The sequence below is a fragment of the Alcaligenes sp. YSL9 genome, assembly GCF_030515105.1.
Taxonomy (GTDB): Bacteria; Pseudomonadota; Gammaproteobacteria; order Burkholderiales; family Burkholderiaceae_B; genus Alcaligenes; species Alcaligenes phenolicus.
On record NZ_JALXJU010000001.1, the window covers coordinates 502,335 to 519,849 of the forward strand.

A 17,515-nucleotide genomic window follows, 5' to 3' on the forward strand; every position below is an offset into this window, starting at 1 on the left:
TTTTAGAAAGGAACACCATGCTTTATCTGGTTCACATGATTGTTGATATCCCTGACTCCCTGCCAGCCGAAGAGGCTGCCCGTATCAAGGCTGAAGAAAAAGCCTACTCGCAGGATCTGCAACGCTCGGGCAAGTGGCCGCATATCTGGCGCGTGGTGGGTCAGTACGCCAACTACAGCGTATTCGATGTAGAGAGCAATGAAGAGCTGCACAATCTGCTCAGCGCCTTGCCCTTGTTCCCTTACATGCAGATTTCCGTGACTCCCTTGGCGACGCACCCGTCGGCTATTTAAGTTACGCAGCAGTAAAAAACTCAGGCTGCGATCCCAGCGCAGCCTGAGCACCGAGTAAAGTTGAGAATTCAAACAAAAAGACTGGGGAGACAAAACGATGGGATTGAAAAGTGGATCGGCGTCGGTCTGGGTGGCCGGATTTTTGTCGGTGTTGATCGCCTATGCCGGTCCTTTGCTGATCTTTATTCAGGCCGCACAAGTGGGCCGAATTGCTGACGCGGAGTTGATCTCCTGGATTTGGGCGATTTCCATAGGCGCTGGTTTGAGCGGTTTGCTCCTGAGCGCGTATTTGAAGCTGCCCATCATTACAGCCTGGTCCGCACCGGGAACGGCTTTGCTGCTGACTCTGTTTCCAGGCATCACCATGCCTGAAGTGGTGGGGGCGTATCTTAGTGCTGCCTTGATTATCGTCGTCATTGGTCTGACAGGCGGTTTTGAAAAGATTCTTTCCTTCATCCCCAAGGGCATTGCTGCGGGCATGATGGCCGGTATTTTGCTCCAGTTCGGTATGGCGGCGTTCAAGTCCAGCAGCGACATGCCCGCCATCGTATTGGTGATGTTGGCGGTGTACTTGCTGGGCAAGCGTTTTTTGCCGCGTTACGCGATTGTGCTGGTGGCCTTGTCCGGATTTGTGATGGCCATGGCCAGCGGGCAAGTACATATGGAAGCGTTCCAGCTGGAGCTGGCCCGCCCGGTGTGGGTTACTCCGGAATTCAATATCGCGACCTTGTTGAGCCTGACCTTGCCCTTGGTGCTGGTCAGTTTGACGGGGCAGTATCTGCCCGGCATGGCGGTCTTGCAGTTGGCGGGTTACCCCACGCCATCGCGCCCCGTGTTGGCTGGCACTGGTTTGGCCTCGATGTTGGTGGCCTGTTTTGGGGGCATCACCATTGTGCTGTCGTCCATTACCGCCGCTTTGTGTACGGGCAAGGATGCCCATCCTGATCCCGACAAGCGCTATGTGGCTGGTATTGCCAATGGCGTGTTTTATCTATTGGGCGGCACCTTTGCCGGCTCGATTGTGTATTTATTTACGGCTTTGCCCGCCTCCTTGATTGCAGCCCTGGCGGGTCTGGCGTTGATAGGGGCCATTGTGGCCAATGTGCGGGTGATGGTCAGTGAAAGCGGCTATATCGAGCCGTCTGTCATCACATTTTTAACCACCGCATCAGGTATGAGCTTGTTTGGACTGGGCGCTGCATTTTGGGGCGTGGTGTTTGGCTTGGTGGCTTATCGCCTGCTTGGGTCCAAACATAAGTGAAACAAAAGGAAGAGACTATGAATCAGTTGGCACTATCCCTTGATCAAGTATTGGAGCCTGTGTTGGCCGTGTTGCCACAGCGCCGCTGGGATCTGGATCGTTTGCGCGTTCTCTTGCAATTGAACGTGCCGCCAACGGTGACCGTAGTCGGTAAATACAATCACGGCAAAAGTCGTCTGCTCAATGAGTTGATGGGCAGTGATGTTTTCAATGTGGCTGATCGCCGTGAAACTGTCGCATTGGCCGAGCATGTCCATGAAGGGGTGCGCTGGCTGGATGCGCCCGGTCTGTACGCAGACGTGGCCTTGCAGGACGATGCTCTGGCACGTGAAGCCATGGGTTTGCAGGCGGATATTCGTCTGTTCGTCCACGCGGCCAAAGAGGGCGAGCTGGACGCGCTGGAAAGCAATTTGCTGCAAGAGCTGGCCGCAGACCATCAGCGTTCGCAGCGTCAGAACCTGATGGTCATCAGCCAGATTGACCAGTTGGCCGATGACGAGCAGCAAGAAAAAGTGCTGGGCGCGATTCAGCAGCAGTGTGCCGGTGTGACACTGCACCCCGTGTCCAGCACCCGCTATCGCCAGGGCCGTGATGGTGGCAAGCAGCGCATGCTGGAGAAAAGCGGAATTCCCGCTTTGCAGGCTTCTTTGGAAGCGGCCTTGAAACGTGTGCCGCAAGCCCGCGAGTTCGAGCGTGAAGCCTTGCTGACCGAGCTGACGCAAGAACTGAACGCCTTGCAGCAAACGCAAGAGCAAAGCCTGCATAGCCTGCAGCAGACGCAAAAGCAGCAGCACATTGATTTTGTGGACGGTCTGCGCACGATTCTGGAAGGCATCGAGAAGGATCTGGAGCCGGTAGTCAATGCCCCCGGCGTGGATCATTCCCTGGTGCCGGATACCTTCGAGTTTGGTTTCAAGATGACGGCAGGCAAGCAAGAGCGTGCCCGTTTGCAGATTGCCTATTCGCGTGCGTGTATTGCGATCAATGGGCATCTGGTGGAATACGGTGCCGTAGGCTTGCCAGCGGCCCAACGTACCTCGGTGCGCAGCATGGATACCGTCATGATTGCGGTGATGGGTGTGTCGGTGAAGTACCGAGATGATCTGCGTCGTATTTTCTGCGAGCAGGCGGGTCGCGACAAGCTGGTTCAGGATTTCACCCATTATTTTGAAGTCTCGGATGGCCGTGTTGCTTTGGAGAAGCAGATCGAGGCGACTGAAAATCAGCTTGAGCAAACGCGTCAGGCTTTGGAAGGTCTGTCCACATTGGAGCATGCGTAATGTCGGTGGAAAGCACGTTTATCAAGGCGGTTGCGCAGCTCAATCCTGCCAGTCAGGATATGCAGCCCGCTATTGCCAAGATGGAGCAGTGGCTGGCGGATTTGGGCCAGACGACCGTGGCGCAAGCCTTGTCCTGCACGGCTTTGGCCGAGCAGGGGGCATTGGCGCACAGTGCTCGACAACTGAATCAGCAGTTGCAAGAACAAAAAGAGGCCTGGGCGGCTTCCTGGTCTGCATTGGCACCAGCGCAGGAGTTGGCGGATCGTTTCCGCGATCGCATTATGTTGCTGGTGTTTGGCTCCTTTAATGCCGGTAAAAGCTCCTTGTGTAATTTCCTGGCGGACCGCTTTCGTCGTCAGGGTCATAGCGTGGATTTCTTTCGTTTGGCCGATGGGCAGATGCAGCCCATGCCTGAAGGTTTTCAGGAAGGGGCAACGGAAACCACGGTTGCCTTGCAAGGGGTGTGTCTGGGCGAGAAGCTGGTGTTGCTGGATACCCCCGGCTTGCACTCGGCCAATGCGCATAACGCTGCTTTGACACAGCAGTTTCTGGAAAGCACGGATGCGCTCTTGTGGTTGAGCAGTTCCAGCGCACCGGGGCAAGTACAGGAGTTGGGCGATTTGCTGGTGGAATTGCGCCGCAACAAGCCCTTGCTGCCGGTGATTACCCGCAGCGATCGCATCGAGGAAGATGAGATCGACGACGAGATTGTCAAAGTGCTTTGCAACAAGACGGCCGATAACCGCCAGTTGCAGGAAGAGGACGTGATGACGCGGGCAGCGCAGGCCCTGAACCATTGGGGCTTGGGCAGTGACTTGCTCAAACCGGCCTTGTCCCTGTCTGTGCATATGGCGCGCAGTCAGCAGGATGAAGAGCAGGGTTTGGAGCAGGCGGGCTTCGAGCGCTTGTATCTGGCAGTGCAGAACCTGCTGAAGCCTGCCTTGGCATACAAGCAGCGCAAACCTGCCGAGCTGCAATTGCACCATATAGAAGAAGTGATTCTGAGTCCCTTGACGCAAACGCTGGAGCAGGCCGCTACCCAATTGCGTCAGCGTATTGAAGAGCAAACGCTGGTTTTGCAAGGAGCCGTGCAAGCTCTGACAGAAGGCACCTGGCGGCGAGTGGTGCCCCAATTGCCCGAAGTACTGGAAAAACATGCCGCCCAGCAAGATGTTGCCGCTGTGCGTACCGAACTTGGCCAGAACTTGAGCGAGGCGTTTGCGGAGTTAAGCCAGACTATCCTGGCGAATTTCCAGTTGATGCAGCCAGACGTGCCGACACTGAATCTGCCTGCGCATATTGGCTATGAAGTGTTCCAGGAGCAGGGGGAAGGGCAAGCGCCGTTGATCGACTACAACCGTCTGTACATGAGCTTGAGTGATGGGGTGATGAATAGTGCCCAGGAGCTGGCGGAACAGGTCGTGGAGCAGGCTGAGCAAAGTCTGGAACAGCTCCAGCAAGAGCTGATTCAATTGGAAAATGCTGTGGCTGAACAGGCCCAGGCTTTGGAGGCAATCAAGCATCAATTGCATACTGCCTGAGCTAGTATTCATTCGGTTTTGCATCGCCATGCAAAGCGCAGATAACAGGCTGGATGGCTGTCAAACCCCAAGCTGATTTCATGGATTGTGGCTTATTTGTTGAAACGCTAATGAGAATTGTTAGCATTTCGATATTTATGTTTTAAATCGAAGATGAAGTCGCTATGATGGTTTGTACAGCATCCATGCCTTTGCAAGAGCCGTTTTACGGCTCTTTGCGTCTGTATCAGGCAAACCTGGATTGCGTAATTTTCTGGGGGCGCACGGCTATGAAACCGAAAACAAGCCACTACTTTTCACCCAATAAGGGAAGCTCGCCTAACTGGCGCCAACACCTGCGCCTGTGGGTTGGACTCATCATCTCCATGGGGGGCGTCTGGGCGCTCTGTCATCAGTTCTGGCTGTACGCACAAGATCACCCGGTGGTCTTGCAGGCCCTGGTGGGCGGCTCCATCGCGGCACTGGCCACAGCACTGGGCACCGTGCCCGTCATGTTTTCTCAAACCATGTCGCAGCGTACGCAAGATACGCTGTATGGCTTTGGGGCGGGGGTGATGCTGGCCGCTTGTGCTTTCTCGCTGGTTCTGCCGGGTCTGGAAGCGGCACAGAACCAGCAAGTGTTTGGCGGTGGTGCCTGGGGCGCGGGCTCCGCCGTGGGCCTGTCCATCTTGTTGGGGGCTGCAGCCTTGATGCTGCTTGATCGCATCCTGCCGCACGAACACTTCATCAAAGGGCGTGAAGGTCCTGGCAGTACGACGTCCACCAAGCTGCGCCGTACCTGGCTGTTTGTGATCGCCATTACGCTGCACAACTTCCCGGAAGGTCTGGCCATTGGCGTGGGCTATGTGGGCAATGAAGGGGTGCGTGCCAATGCGTTGGCTACGGGTATTGCCATTCAGGACGTGCCTGAAGGTTTGGTGGTGGCACTGGCCTTGCTGGCTGCCGGTTACAGCCGTACTTTCTCGGTAGTTTTGGGTATGGCCAGTGGTCTGGTTGAGCCGGTTGGGGCCGTGCTGGGTGCGGTGGCCGTCAGCAGCTCGCTGGTGCTTCTGCCTTTTGGTCTGGGCTTTGCAGCGGGTGCCATGCTGTTTGTGATCAGCCACGAGATCATTCCCGAATCGCACCGGCAAGGACATGAAACCTTTGCAACCGGCGGTTTGATGATCGGTTTTGTCTTGATGATGTTGCTGGATACGGCCTTGGGATAAGCAAGTCCACGCGGAGAAATAGCCTGAACAAGCTTGTCTTGTTTCAGGCTATTTTTTTGGTTTTGGCTGTAGACCCGCGCATGAATGCCTGGCAAGGCTGTGCCCGACAAGGTTTTTGCTCCATAGCTGCTGAACCCTGCATGGCCACAGCACAGCAAGCAGTCCAAACATCAGCCCATAAAGACCTATACTAAGGCCCCTGTTCGGGGCAGTCCCGTACTTGTTTTTTTATCCCGCCTCGTCAGAGCATCTTTTGTCTGCCCAGGCGCTTCTTTGGCAGTGATTTCCAGCATGCTACGCATAGACAATCTCAGTAAAAACTATGGCGACTACCCCGTTTTCAAGGGGCTGACTCATACATTTAAGCCTGGCTGCGTGGCGCTCTGTGAAGAAGACAGTACCGGCAAATCTACCTTGCTGAACATCATTGCAGGCTTGCTCGAGCCGGACACGGGGGAAGTGTGGATAGATGGGCAGTCGCTAATGAAAACACCCCGACAAGCCCGCGCTCGTATGGCTTATGTACCCGACAACTGCATGCTGTTTCCGTCCCAGACGGGCCGTGAACTGCTGGCGCAAATCGCCGCAGAAAAGAACACCCGCGTGGATGATAATGCGCTGGATTTCGCCTACCGATTAGGGTTGGAGCCACACTTGGATAAGCGCTTCGAGCAGATGTCGACAGGCACGCGCCGCAAGGTTTTTCTGACGGCGGCGGCTTTGGGTGACCCGGCTGTGATTCTTGCCGATGGCCCTAGCAATGGCCTGGATACGCAAGCTCGTGCTGCTTTGGCTGAACAATTCGAGATCTGGTCACAAGACCGTGTTGTGCTGTTCGCTAGCTACGATGCCGAATTGGTTGAGGCTTGTGGAGCAGAAGTAATCAATGTTGCCGAGTTAGTTTAGGTCTTGGGTGTGGCCGCCATCTATAAGTAAATCAGCTTTAAGAAAGAGGCAGAGAACGCTTTGGAAAAAGAGCGTTCTCTGCCTCTTTTGACGTGGGTGTTTTCCGTCAGTCCTGAAATTCGGCAATCCTACGGATTCTTTCCGCCGTTCAGATCCCTACTATGGTTCTGCCAGACAAACCAAAAGAAAGGAGACGACATGGCAACAGGATATATTTGGAACACTCTTTACGGCTGGGTAGATACGGGGACGGGCAGTCTTGCCTCGGCCAATCTGGGGGCCCGTTTACAACCGATCAGCCACCACTTGGCCCATCCCGATACGAAGCGCCGCTTTCACGAGCTGGTTTGCGCCTCCGGGCAAATTGATCATCTGACCAGCATCCAGGCCAAGCCTGCACGCGACAAGGATATTTTGCGTGTGCATACGGCAGAGCATCTGGAAAACATGAAGCGTGTCAGTGCCTTGCCAACCGGCGGCGACACCGGCGACGGCATCACCACCATGGGTAATGGCGGCCTTGAAATTGCCATGCTTTCTGCCGGTGGCGCCATTGAGATGGTCAAGAAAGTGGTCAGTCGTGAAGTCAGTAATGGCTACGCACTGGTAAACCCACCCGGCCACCACGCACCCCGTGCTGGTGCGATGGGTTTTTGCATTTTTAATAACACCTCGGTGGCCGCGGCGTACGCTCGCGAAGAACTGGGCCTGGATCGTGTCGCGATTCTGGATTGGGACGTGCATCACGGTAATGGTACGCAGGATATCTGGTGGAATGACCCTTCGGTTCTGACCATTTCCCTGCACCAGCATCTTTGCTTCCCGGCCAATAGCGGTTTTACGACTGAGCGCGGCGAGGGCGAAGGCTTGGGCTACAACCTGAATATCCCATTGCCTCCCGGTGGTGGGAATGCCGCTTACCTCTATGCCATGGAAAAAGTGGTGTTGCCTGCGCTGCGCGCCTATAAACCGCAGCTGATTATCGTGGGCTCGGGCTTTGATGCCAGCATGATGGACCCGCTGGCACGCATGATGGTGACGGCTTCCGGTTTCCGTCAGATGGCGCGTCAAATTATCGACTGCGCCGAGGAAGTGTGCGAAGGTCGTATCGCTTTTGTGCAGGAAGGGGGGTACAGCCCGCATTACTTGCCATTCTGTGGTCAGGCTGTCATCGAGGAGCTGACCGGTGTACGTACGCTGGCTGATCCTTACGCGGACTTTCTGGGCGGGATGGGCGGCGATACGCTACTGGATGCGGAACGTGCTTGCGTGGACGAAGCCGCAGGCTTGTTGAGCGGTCTACGCTAATACGCCGTGATGTTCATGGCTTGAACGCTACCCCGGAGTCTGCCGTTCAGTGGCAGAGTCCGGGCACGGCAGCCAGGATAGCGCCATGTGCATCCGGCACATACCAGTGATTCAGAGCCGCTTTAACAGCGGCTTCTGTGCGTCTGGTAATGCCCAGCTTGCGCAGCACGGACGTGACATGCGAATGCACAGTGCGTTCGCTTAAAAACAGACTGGCCGCAATTTCCCGGTCGGTATAGCCCGTTACCAGCCAGCCCAGTACTTGCATTTCCTTGGCACTGAGCGTGGCGGGCAAGGGAGCGGGCACCAGTCGAACCAGAACATCTCCCTTGGGAAAACGCTGCGCTTGCAGTCGATAGCTTCGTTTGCCTTCCAACCAGAACGCTTGCAAGGTCGAGGTCTCCTGACCCATGAAGGACAAGGCTTTAGCCAGTGCGGGGCTGAATTGGGAGGCATTGGAGAGCATGTCTTCACGCATGATCAGGCCGCCTGCCTGTGGCACCAAATGCAAGACGATGCCGTTTTGCGCGACCATGTTTTGCATGGCCTCTTCCAGCAGGATTTTTGCGCCCAGCGCCAGCGTGCGGACGTGACGATTGAAGCTGCCGGCCTGTTGGGAAGAAAAGTGAATCATCCCCAGATAGGAATCCCCGCGCTGCAGTTCTACCGTCATGCCATCCTGAAATCCACCACGCAGCAGAGCATCGGTATAGATAGCAGTGCTGCGAAAAGGAGGGTCCATGGTGTCCGAGCACTCGGAAATGGAGGGGGGTAGCAAATCGTGGGGAGAGGCTTGCGCCGTAAATCCGGGTGGATAGATTTGCGGAAAGCCTGTCCCCAAGGCAGAGGCACAGTTCAGGTTATAGCCTTCACAATGCAATTCCAGATGCGTACGGCTTTGTGGTGCACAGCCCAGAAGCTGCACCGCATCGAAGTGAAACAGGGAGCGTAGGGATTGAATACGATCGCAGAGACTCAACATGTGGGGGCCTGGGATGTGTGTGGTAAGGGCGCTAATAATCAACATAGCGTTTGGTGATGCACTGCGCAATTGGGCCAAACCCAGGCGTGGATGCTGGACTGTGTAGGGATGTGCCCCTAAAGCCAAAACCCTCCGAAACTGGAGGGTTGCTTGGAAAGGCAACAAGCTAAAGTGCTTGTTGCTACCTGTCTCCGAGTAAGGCGACAGGGTTTGACGGGGCGTAAAACCGCTTTATTTAACGGCTTCCAGGTATCGTCTCAGCACTTCGGGCCAATTAATCACATTGAAAAAGGCCGCAATGTATTCAGGCCGACGATTCTGATACTTCAGGTAGTAGGCGTGTTCCCACACGTCCAGGCCCAGTATGGGCGTGTTGCCGTGCATCAGCGGGCTGTCCTGATTGCCGGTGCTCTCTACCACCAGCTTCTTTTCCGGGGTGACACTGAGCCAAGCCCAGCCACTACCAAAACGTGAGATCGCCGCTTTGGTAAAGGCATCCTTGAATGACTCGAAACCGCCCAGATCCCGGTCTATGGCATAAGCCAGATCGTTGGGAAGGGTGCTATCGGCATCGGGCGTCATGACGGTCCAAAACAAGCTGTGGTTGGCATGACCGCCACCATTGTTGCGCACGACATTGCGCAGGGATTCAGGCAAGGTATCCAGCCCGGCTACCAGCTCATCAATAGGCGGGTAGGGCAAGTTGGCCGCTTCCAGTGCCGCATTCAGATTATTGATATAGGTCTGATGATGTTTGCTGTAGTGAATCTCCATGGTCTGGGTGTCGATATGCGGCTCCAGAGCATGGTAGGCATAAGGCAGGGCAGGTAAGGTGTAAGACAAGACGCACTCCTCGATAAACCCCAGGCCGGTGGCGCCTGGGGGACAGAATGAAACTAATGAGAAAAAGAGCGTTCCTGCGGGCTGACCGCCCCTAAGAACAGGGCAGAGCAGGTAGGGACATGATGGGGGTAGCGTCGCGCATAGCGGGCCAGTTCGGCATAAGTGCGGCGGCTGTGTTGCCAGGCAGCCATGCGCCAGTCGTCCGCCAGACGGGTATTGGCAGCGGCGCAGCACAAGGTTTCATGAGCTGTGCACAGGTGCAGACCCTGTTCGTCACTTTGACCCAGTTGCTCGCAGGCATCGGCCAGATTCAAATGGGCAATGACCCAGGCGGCAATGGTGGCGTCGGCCCCTTCGCAAGAGCCAAACAGCAGCGGTTTCACATACGCACGAGCTTGCTGATAGTGCGTGATGGCATCGGTGTAATTGTGGGATTGAAAGGCCTGGTTGCCCTGTGTGATCAAATTGCGCCAGGAGGCCAGTTCGTCGCGTTGGGTAAGAGCGTGTTGGGACTGTTGGGCGAGTGTCTGCATGCATTGCTCCTGATAAAAGGTAGCGCATCAATAATGAAATTAATGATAATGATTTGCATTTATATTATCAAGGTAATCCCAAAAGCAAATCGTAAGCAGATCAAACGTCAGGCAAAAAAGGAGGGGGAGCACTTCTTAAAGCCAATATCAGTGCGGCTTTGCGGGCAGGGTGAGCGTGCTTAGGTGTATACCCGTAGCGTGAAGACTCTTGCCTCAGATCAAGGCCAGGATGGCCGCCAGGCAAGAAAAAAGGCTGAAAGCCCGGGAGCTTTCAGCCTTGATTTCCGCTTGTCTGAACCGTCTTAACGACGTTTTACCGACAGCTCATATTCCATATCCTGGTCGTAACTACCCAAGGACATGGCTTTGACTTCGTATTCGCCCGCTTCCAGCTGGACTTCCAGACGTGCGTTCATGTCGCCGCCGCTATCATCGTCTTCAGCAACGGTTTGACCGTCTTTACGCAGCACCAGGTAGGTATCGAAGATAGGCGAGGTCATGTCAATGACGTAGCTGCCAGGTTGACGTACGGTCAACTGGTAGCTGTCGCTGGTGATGCCTTGCAGCATCAGAGCCTGGCGAGGCTCACCCACACGGATGGTTCCGCCGCCGGCATTGGCAGGGACTTCATCAGCCGAGGCGGACAGGGCAAACAGACCAGCCTGGTTGGAGCCAGAAATCTTCACCTGGTGTTCGCCTGCAGCCAGTACGCCGCGGACGCGTTGTTGGCCGGCTTCATCACCGTATTGGTTGGCACTGGTGGAGTCTACTTCCATCGTGGCCTGGAAGCCCTGGGCGTCCATTTGCACGGTGACCAGTTTGGGTTCGGACAAGGTGAAGCTGTAGGTTTGGGTTTCACCCGTGAACAGGCCGGTTTTGCCATCGCCGTCCAGAGTCAGACTGTCGCCGTTTTTCAGCTCGATCTCGCCGGTCATTTCTTCGGGCTTGATCTCCAGCGAGAAGCCGCCCTGGAAGTTTTGTGCGCCCATGGCCGAGCTGGCCTGCACGATGTATTCGCCGGCTTTCAGATAAACCTGCAGACGTGCATCGGTGCCGCCACCGCTGTCATCGTCCGAGGCCAATTCCATGCCGCGACGATCCATCAGCTTCAGATAGGCGTCCATGCTGTTTTGCTCGGCCTTCATGGCCAGGCTGTACAAGCCGTCCTTGTCGATATTCAAGCGGTAACGCTTCTGGCCGCCCAGTGCCCAGTCATGAATGGTCTGGTCTTGAGTCAAAGGCTCGCCGGTGTAGGCTTTCAGGGTATCGACGACGACCTGGAACGGACCGTAGGAACTGGTGTTGAAGCCGCTGACAACCACTTGGTAGGTGTCGTTGAAATCCGCCTTGAAGCCCAGTGTGGTGGCCTGGCCTTTGGTTTCGCTATCGGGGCAGTCTTCGCAGCGCTGAGTACGAGTGACCAGTTCGCCGTTGCGCAGCACGCTGATTTGCGGGCGCAGGGGGCCACTTACGCTGATCTTGATGATCTGGCCGGCTTCAGCCTTCACATCAAACAGGCTGCTGCGTACGCCATCGCTCAGGTTCAAGAAGCTCTTGCTGGTCAATTCGCCGGAGACGGATTGGCCCAATACCAGGGTTTGAGCAGCACCCATGCTGCTGGGGGCGCTGCTGACCGGGCCGCTGGCCGGTACGGGTATGTTTTTGGCGTAATAAATCGCGCCACCGGCGCCGATGACGACGCCCAACAGGGCTGCAAATAAGGTAGTTGGCTTCATGATCTCTGAAGAGTAGCTAAAAGAGTAAGGCACCGATAAGCCGGCGGCCGTTAGCGGGCGATTGTACTGGAGCTGAGAGAGCCAGCGCACACTGTTGCAACAAGATACTACGATATGGCCCTGGATTCCGGGTTTATGGTTGGGGCTTGGATCAATAACTGGATTCGTTTCCTGGCCCGGCTTTGTCTTGAAAGCCCGGCGCATGCCTGCGTACTTTGTTACGTTTTAAGCGGATGCTTCGCTCCTCAAGGCTGCACATAGTCTTGGCTGATGAAGGCAGGGGCCTCGCTAAAGGATTGTCCACCTCCTGGTGGTGGAGCCTGGGTCAATGCTACTTGTACCCATTTGCCGTGACGGCGTTCCAATAATCGATAGCGCTGCTCGGGACCAATCGGACGACTGGCCAGGTAAAGGGTGCCGTTTTGTTTGTACAGAACGGGCTGGGACGCGGATTGCTTGTCCACTTCCTGTTCCTGCCCTTGATCAAGCAGCACAATGGCACCACCCGGACTCTTTTGAATCGCCACAACAACCTGTTCTTTTTCGCCCAGGCTAAGAGCGGGCGTGCCTACGTAGTTCAAACCCAGATCTTGCGGATGAGACCAGCGCTGCTGGCTGTCTTGGCTCAGGCGCTGCAAGTGCTGGCTCTGGCGATCGCGCATATACAGCTCAATCTGACCGTGTGCATTCAGGATAGAAGCCAGTCCGCCGCTGATGGGAGGGACCGGAACCGCTTGCCAGGCCTGCCATTTCGAATCATTTTGCTGAGAGGTCTGAAAAAGCTGGCCTTGCAGATTGCTGGCAAAGACATGGGTGCGTCCCTGTTTATCCAGGCTTAGAGTGGCGGGGTAGGCGGCCTGTTCCAGTGCAGGGAGGGCTTTCCAGGCACTCCAGCCGTAATCAGGCTGGCGGGCGGCGCTCCAGTAAAAGCGGCCATCGGTGCCCATGGCCAAGGCCTGGCTGTCACGGCGGCTGACCATCGGTGTGTGCAGTACGCGTGGGCCGGGTATTTTTTGCCAGGCGAGCCAGTCGTCCTCATCGGGGGCACGGCTGAACCAGACTTGCCCGCTTGCATCGCGTGCAAACAGGCCGGGGCTGCCGTCTGCATACTGGAAGGCGTTCAAGGCATCCGCCGTGCGTCCGCCCAGGGTGGTCCAGCGCTGTTCTTGCACATCCCATTGATTGATGGCGTCGTTTTGTTCACCCGAGACGAAAAAGCTGAGCCTGCCTTCCTTGTCACTTAACAGGCTGGCCGGATAGTCGGCACGGCTGGTGTAGTAACTACGTTGTACCCAGGCGGCGGCAGGACCAGCGGGTTCCTGGCACACAGCGGGGCCTTTGCAGGCGTGTTGATCATGCCAGGCGTAGCGCCGGAAAATCTCGGTTTTGCTGTGAATTTCATTCAAGGTCAGATTGCGGGCCTGTTCTTGAATCGGGTAGTCCACATAGCCAATTTGCGCGTAATTGCCGGGGGCGGCCAGCATGGCTTCCCGAACCAGTCGGGCGCTGGCGATATGGTCCGGGTGCCCGTGTCCGCTACAACGCCAGCACAGCTGGGTGTAAGGCACGGGATTGGTGTCATCCAGATAGCGAACGCTGGTAGGCCGATACAGTCGTATCAAGGCCGCCAGCGTTTGAACCAGTTGCTCGCGGTTCAATGTTTGTTGAGGACTATCCAGTGTTTGTACGGTTTGGCCGGGTACGGATTCTGCACGGCTCAAGGGAGTCAGGCTTCCCCAGCCGGGGCCCAGCCAAGGGTCTTGCAGACGCAAATGACTAAGCTGAATGCCCGGCCTGGCTCGCAAGGTAAATTGCGCGATCGAGGCACTGCCGACCATCAAGCGGGTTTGCTGCCATTCATTGACCAGCCCGGCCATATAGGCATAGGCGGCGCGCACACCTTGCTCGCGGCTGTACATATATTCCAGCCCGCCTTTGCGTTCACTGGCGGTCAGATACAGAACCTGCATGCAGCCACCTGCCTGGATATTGCTGGACAGGTCCGGGTTCATGAACAGCAGATCGTCATCCATATGGCCCACGACGACCAGATCTCGGCTGCCGTGACAAGCGTCGGCGGCCTGGGCAGAAAACGACAAGAGCAAAGCACACAGTCCGCCAAGCAGCCTGTGTTTCAGGGAAGGACCAGCCGAAAAGGCGAGATACATGAGGATGAGAGCGCGGAAAAAACAAGGATCAGAACGATCCGTCCCGCGTTGCTTGCAGAGGGTGCAAGCAACGTGCCTGCTTAGTATAAGCAGGCACGGTCAGGCAGAAAATAAAGATAAACGGTGCCAGGGACTTTGCTTTTTAAAGTGTGGCGCCGACGCTGCGATCAGTTCAATCTGGGGCGAATCAACATGGGGGCAAACTGATGCAGGTAATTGAGCATGGCCAGAATCCAGCATAGGCCAGCCGTATGCAGCAAGGGCAGGCTCCAACTGCTTGGGATCAGGGCCAGCAAGCGCAAGACGCAGGCGGCAATCAGGAAACCGTAACCCAGCACCACTTTGGGTGTGGCACGCAAGGGGCGGCCTAAATGACCCAGGGCAGTACGGGTCAGCATGCCAATAATCATCACGCTGAAACCTGCCAGACCCACAATATGTACCGGCCAGGCTGCGCGCAGAATCCAGCCTGCCTCATACGCCGCAGCACTTAATAGACCCAGTGCCAGACCGGCATAGCCCAGATACAGGATCCACAGCAGCGGCGTATTGCGGCTGGCCCAGGGTTTCCAGCGTACCCACTGGAAGCAGGCGATCAAGCCCAAAGCAGCCAGAACCAGGGCTAATGACAAACGCCAGGGGCTCAGCGACAAGGCAATGGCGATGGCACTCAAGCCCATTTGCCAATGGCCGCTACGAGTTTGAGCAGGCAGGCTCAGGCCCGGCAAGGCGCGCATGGCAAAGAAGGGGATGATGCGACGGGCAATCAGCAAGGTGATCAAGCCCATGGTCCAGAAGCCACTGTAGAAGTAGGGCATGGGGTCTTGCCCTTGCATCAGGCTGTACATGAACAGCGCATGGCTAAGACCCAAAGCCAGCATGGCTAGCGGAATACCGTAATTGCGCTTGTTGCGGGCGATCAGGATGACGCGCCCCAGTTCAGCTGCGGCAATGGCAAAAAAGAGGGCATCGAGCAGCAATGCCGCCATCAGGCCATTGGGAAGTAGCAGGCTGAAGCGCGCCAGAATCCAGATCAGACACAAGGCCCCTAAAGAGGGGCCACGCAAGGTGGGTTGCCCCGTCCAGGTGGCGCTGGCAGTCAGCAAAAATCCCACGGCAATGGTGCCGATAAAGGCCCAGAGCATTTCATGGGCGTGCCAGTACAGGGAAGGGATGGCCGCATTGGCCAGCCATCCGGGCGTATAGAGCCAGAGCGCAATGCTGGCAGCGCCCCAAAGCGTGGCTAAAAGATAGAGGGGACGAAATCCCAGTTCCAGGAATGCGCGCCATTCTGGGCGGGTAGAGGCGGGGGAGGCAGTCAAAGGAGTCATGGCAGATCAGTTATAAGATGTATTTTAAATATATCTTAAAGGCCGAATAAAACATAGTCTCTTCAAGTGATGTTCAGCCTTATTCTTTGTCGCTCATATCCAGGGTGCTGTCTATCATTTTGCGCAGAAGATAGACGATGGCCACGCGTTCTGCGGGGTTCAGATTGCCCATGGTCAGTTCGCTGATGGTATGGGCACGAGGGATGACACGATCAAGCAGGTCCAGTCCTTCCTGGGTCAGCTCCACAATGACCTTGCGTCTGTCGTCCTTGTCCGGTGCCAGTTCAATCAGGTTGCGTGATTTCAGACGCTGAATAATGCCCCGTATGGTGGCCTGGTCGACCGCCGTCGCTTCGACCAGCTCGGTTTGCGAGCTGGGTCCATGGTCGCGCAGAGCGCAGAGCGTCACGAACTGAATCGCAGTTAGTTGGCTGTCGCCCACGTAATGCTGAAAGATGGCCGTATGCCGCTGGCCCGCCTTGCGCAGCAGGTGGCCGATTTGTTCGGTGACATCGTAGGACAAGGTTTGAGGCTCAGAAACGGGGGAGGTAGGCTGCATAGTCTTTCTGTCTTGTTGTGGAATGGGCAGGCCAGTTAAAGAACAACTGAGCAAGTATACCTTCCCGAGGACCGGTTCACGTCTGATCCAGATCAGTTATTTCGCGTTTAAAGTATCTGTTATTTCAGGGTGTGCACCGCAATAAATAAGTCTACACACTGTTAAATCGGAAGATTAAATAAATTTGAAGTACGGATATTCAAGGCTCGTTTTTGTTTTTGATTTTTTAATTAACTTGTTGATATTGTTGTTTTAATGGCTTGTTTAAAGCTTCTTTATAGGCTGTTTAAATCCCCTTTGGATAGGTATAAACCCTAGCTCAATCACCTGTTTTCATGCTTAAACTTAGTGTGTACACTACTAAAAAACATGTGGTGAGCACTTTTGATGAGTGCCGTGATTTGGAGCTAACGATGGAAAAAACAGTCAAGATTGCGATTGTAGGGGCCGGTCTTGGCGGAGCCGCTGCGGCGACTCTGTTGCAGCAAGCTGGCTTTGAGGTAGAAGTATTTGAGCAGGCGCCAGAATTCTCGCGTTTGGGTGCCGGTATCCACGTGGGCCCCAACGTGATGAAGATCTTCCGCCGCATGGGTCTGGAAAAAGCGCTGGACGATATGGGTTCGCACCCGGATTTCTGGTTCAGCCGTGATGGCGAAACGGGTGACTACCTGTCCCGTATCCCTTTGGGTGAATTTGCCAAGAAAGAATACGGTGCGTCGTACATCACCGTGCACCGTGGCGATATGCACGCTTTGCAAATTGACAGCATCAAGCCGGGCACCGTGCACTTTGGCAAGCGTTTGCAAAATCTGGTGGACCGTGGTGACGACGTTTTGCTGGAATTTGCCGATGGCACCAGCGTAACGGCTGACATTGTGATTGGTGCCGATGGCATCCACTCCAAGATCCGTGAAACCCTGCTGGGTGTAGAAGACCCGATTTACAGCGGCTGGGTGGCACACCGTGCCCTGATCCGTGGCGAAAAACTGGCCCGCTTTGCCGACGAGTTCGAGGACTGTGTGAAATGGTGGACAGACGACCGTCACATGATGGTGTACTACACCACTGGCAAACGTGATGAATACTATTTTGTGACTGGCGTGCCACATCCTGCCTGGGATTTTCAGGGTGCTTACGTAGACAGCTCGCAAGAAGAGATGCTGGCCGCATTTGAAGGCTATCATTCCACGGTTCAGAATCTGATCAAATCGACTGAAAGCATTACCAAGTGGCCATTGCGTAACCGTAATCCGCTGCCTTTGTGGAGCCGTGGTCGTTTGGTCATGTTGGGCGATGCATGTCACCCCATGAAGCCACACATGGCTCAAGGTGCTTGCATGGCGATTGAAGATGCCGCCATGTTGACGCGCTGCTTGCAAGAGACCGGCTTGTCGGATTTCCGTACGGCTTTCGATCTGTACGAGCTCAACCGCAAAGAGCGTGCGACTCGTGTTCAGTCTGTCTCCAACGCCAATACCTTCTTGCGCACGCAAGAAGATCCGGCCTGGGTTTACGGCTACGACCTGTACGGTCAGGACCTGAAGTCCAGCTAAGCAGTGCACGGTG

Annotated in this window: 15 protein-coding genes; 8 read left to right on the plus strand and 7 right to left on the minus strand. The window is 55.6% G+C overall.

Translation table 11 applies throughout. The features are described 5' to 3' along the window. The first annotated feature begins 17 nt into the window (after positions 1-17). From catC to M2Q46_RS02325, 7 genes are all read left to right on the plus strand, one after another. Positions 18-293 carry a muconolactone Delta-isomerase gene (catC, locus tag M2Q46_RS02295; RefSeq protein ID WP_009454559.1) on the plus strand — a complete coding sequence of 92 codons (276 nt, stop codon included), beginning with the start codon at positions 18-20 and terminating at the stop codon, positions 291-293. Between the two features lie 97 nt (positions 294-390). After that, positions 391-1,554 (plus strand): benzoate/H(+) symporter BenE family transporter, encoded by a 1,164-nt coding sequence (locus tag M2Q46_RS02300; RefSeq protein WP_266108545.1) that lies wholly within the window; start codon positions 391-393, stop codon positions 1,552-1,554. A 17-nt stretch (positions 1,555-1,571) separates the two neighbouring features. Beyond that, positions 1,572-2,834: a GTPase gene (locus M2Q46_RS02305; protein ID WP_302356583.1), complete on the plus strand. Its 1,263-nt coding sequence runs from the start codon at positions 1,572-1,574 to the stop codon at positions 2,832-2,834. Then, entirely contained in the window at positions 2,834-4,375 is a 1,542-nt protein-coding gene (locus M2Q46_RS02310; protein ID WP_302356585.1) for a GTPase, read from the plus strand. Before M2Q46_RS02305 ends, M2Q46_RS02310 begins: the two co-directional genes overlap by 1 nt. A gap of 269 nt (positions 4,376-4,644) precedes the next feature. After that, complete coding sequence (locus M2Q46_RS02315) at positions 4,645-5,583, plus strand: ZIP family metal transporter (protein WP_035268743.1); 939 nt, start codon at positions 4,645-4,647, stop codon at positions 5,581-5,583. Between the two features lie 291 nt (positions 5,584-5,874). Next, positions 5,875-6,489 carry an ATP-binding cassette domain-containing protein gene (locus M2Q46_RS02320; protein WP_060186075.1) on the plus strand — a complete coding sequence of 205 codons (615 nt, stop codon included), beginning with the start codon at positions 5,875-5,877 and terminating at the stop codon, positions 6,487-6,489. 198 nt (positions 6,490-6,687) lie between these two features. After that, on the plus strand, positions 6,688-7,797 hold the full coding sequence (locus M2Q46_RS02325) for a class II histone deacetylase (RefSeq protein WP_009454546.1): 1,110 nt from the start codon (positions 6,688-6,690) through the stop codon (positions 7,795-7,797). Positions 7,798-7,843: 46 nt separating this feature from the next. Here M2Q46_RS02325 and M2Q46_RS02330 read toward each other — a convergent pair whose 3' ends face one another. The 7 genes from M2Q46_RS02330 to M2Q46_RS02360 form a co-directional block, all read right to left on the minus strand. Further along, positions 7,844-8,779 carry a helix-turn-helix transcriptional regulator gene (locus M2Q46_RS02330; RefSeq protein ID WP_302356586.1) on the minus strand — a complete coding sequence of 312 codons (936 nt, stop codon included), beginning with the start codon at positions 8,777-8,779 and terminating at the stop codon, positions 7,844-7,846. Positions 8,780-9,010: 231 nt separating this feature from the next. Further along, positions 9,011-9,622 carry a superoxide dismutase gene (locus M2Q46_RS02335; RefSeq protein WP_035267933.1) on the minus strand — a complete coding sequence of 204 codons (612 nt, stop codon included), beginning with the start codon at positions 9,620-9,622 and terminating at the stop codon, positions 9,011-9,013. A 53-nt stretch (positions 9,623-9,675) separates the two neighbouring features. After that, positions 9,676-10,155: a hypothetical protein gene (locus tag M2Q46_RS02340; RefSeq protein ID WP_021446677.1), complete on the minus strand. Its 480-nt coding sequence runs from the start codon at positions 10,153-10,155 to the stop codon at positions 9,676-9,678. A 302-nt stretch (positions 10,156-10,457) separates the two neighbouring features. Then, the gene (locus M2Q46_RS02345) at positions 10,458-11,891 is read right to left on the minus strand and encodes a hypothetical protein (RefSeq protein ID WP_302356588.1); all 1,434 of its coding nucleotides are present in this window, start codon (positions 11,889-11,891) and stop codon (positions 10,458-10,460) included. A 245-nt stretch (positions 11,892-12,136) separates the two neighbouring features. Then, positions 12,137-14,059, minus strand: coding sequence for a PIG-L family deacetylase (locus M2Q46_RS02350; RefSeq protein ID WP_115635226.1), 1,923 nt, complete (start codon positions 14,057-14,059; stop codon positions 12,137-12,139). Between the two features lie 167 nt (positions 14,060-14,226). Continuing rightward, positions 14,227-15,390 (minus strand): NnrS family protein, encoded by a 1,164-nt coding sequence (locus M2Q46_RS02355; protein WP_060185884.1) that lies wholly within the window; start codon positions 15,388-15,390, stop codon positions 14,227-14,229. Positions 15,391-15,469: 79 nt separating this feature from the next. After that, positions 15,470-15,949 carry a MarR family winged helix-turn-helix transcriptional regulator gene (locus M2Q46_RS02360; RefSeq protein ID WP_009454533.1) on the minus strand — a complete coding sequence of 160 codons (480 nt, stop codon included), beginning with the start codon at positions 15,947-15,949 and terminating at the stop codon, positions 15,470-15,472. A gap of 413 nt (positions 15,950-16,362) precedes the next feature. On the opposite strand from M2Q46_RS02360, the gene M2Q46_RS02365 reads away from it, so the two are divergent. Beyond that, positions 16,363-17,502, plus strand: coding sequence for an FAD-dependent monooxygenase (locus tag M2Q46_RS02365; RefSeq protein ID WP_060185883.1), 1,140 nt, complete (start codon positions 16,363-16,365; stop codon positions 17,500-17,502). Positions 17,503-17,515 lie beyond the last annotated feature (13 nt).

Coding starts and splice junctions, on each gene's coding strand:
- catC (WP_009454559.1), top strand. CDS start 18: ATGCTTTATCTGGTTCACATGATTGTTGATATCCCTGACTCCCTGCCA.
- M2Q46_RS02300 (WP_266108545.1), top strand. CDS start 391: ATGGGATTGAAAAGTGGATCGGCGTCGGTCTGGGTGGCCGGATTTTTG.
- M2Q46_RS02305 (WP_302356583.1), top strand. CDS start 1,572: ATGAATCAGTTGGCACTATCCCTTGATCAAGTATTGGAGCCTGTGTTG.
- M2Q46_RS02310 (WP_302356585.1), top strand. CDS start 2,834: ATGTCGGTGGAAAGCACGTTTATCAAGGCGGTTGCGCAGCTCAATCCT.
- M2Q46_RS02315 (WP_035268743.1), top strand. CDS start 4,645: ATGAAACCGAAAACAAGCCACTACTTTTCACCCAATAAGGGAAGCTCG.
- M2Q46_RS02320 (WP_060186075.1), top strand. CDS start 5,875: ATGCTACGCATAGACAATCTCAGTAAAAACTATGGCGACTACCCCGTT.
- M2Q46_RS02325 (WP_009454546.1), top strand. CDS start 6,688: ATGGCAACAGGATATATTTGGAACACTCTTTACGGCTGGGTAGATACG.
- M2Q46_RS02330 (WP_302356586.1), bottom strand. CDS start 8,779: ATGTTGAGTCTCTGCGATCGTATTCAATCCCTACGCTCCCTGTTTCAC.
- M2Q46_RS02340 (WP_021446677.1), bottom strand. CDS start 10,155: ATGCAGACACTCGCCCAACAGTCCCAACACGCTCTTACCCAACGCGAC.
- M2Q46_RS02345 (WP_302356588.1), bottom strand. CDS start 11,891: ATGAAGCCAACTACCTTATTTGCAGCCCTGTTGGGCGTCGTCATCGGC.
- M2Q46_RS02350 (WP_115635226.1), bottom strand. CDS start 14,059: ATGTATCTCGCCTTTTCGGCTGGTCCTTCCCTGAAACACAGGCTGCTT.
- M2Q46_RS02355 (WP_060185884.1), bottom strand. CDS start 15,390: ATGACTCCTTTGACTGCCTCCCCCGCCTCTACCCGCCCAGAATGGCGC.
- M2Q46_RS02360 (WP_009454533.1), bottom strand. CDS start 15,949: ATGCAGCCTACCTCCCCCGTTTCTGAGCCTCAAACCTTGTCCTACGAT.
- M2Q46_RS02365 (WP_060185883.1), top strand. CDS start 16,363: ATGGAAAAAACAGTCAAGATTGCGATTGTAGGGGCCGGTCTTGGCGGA.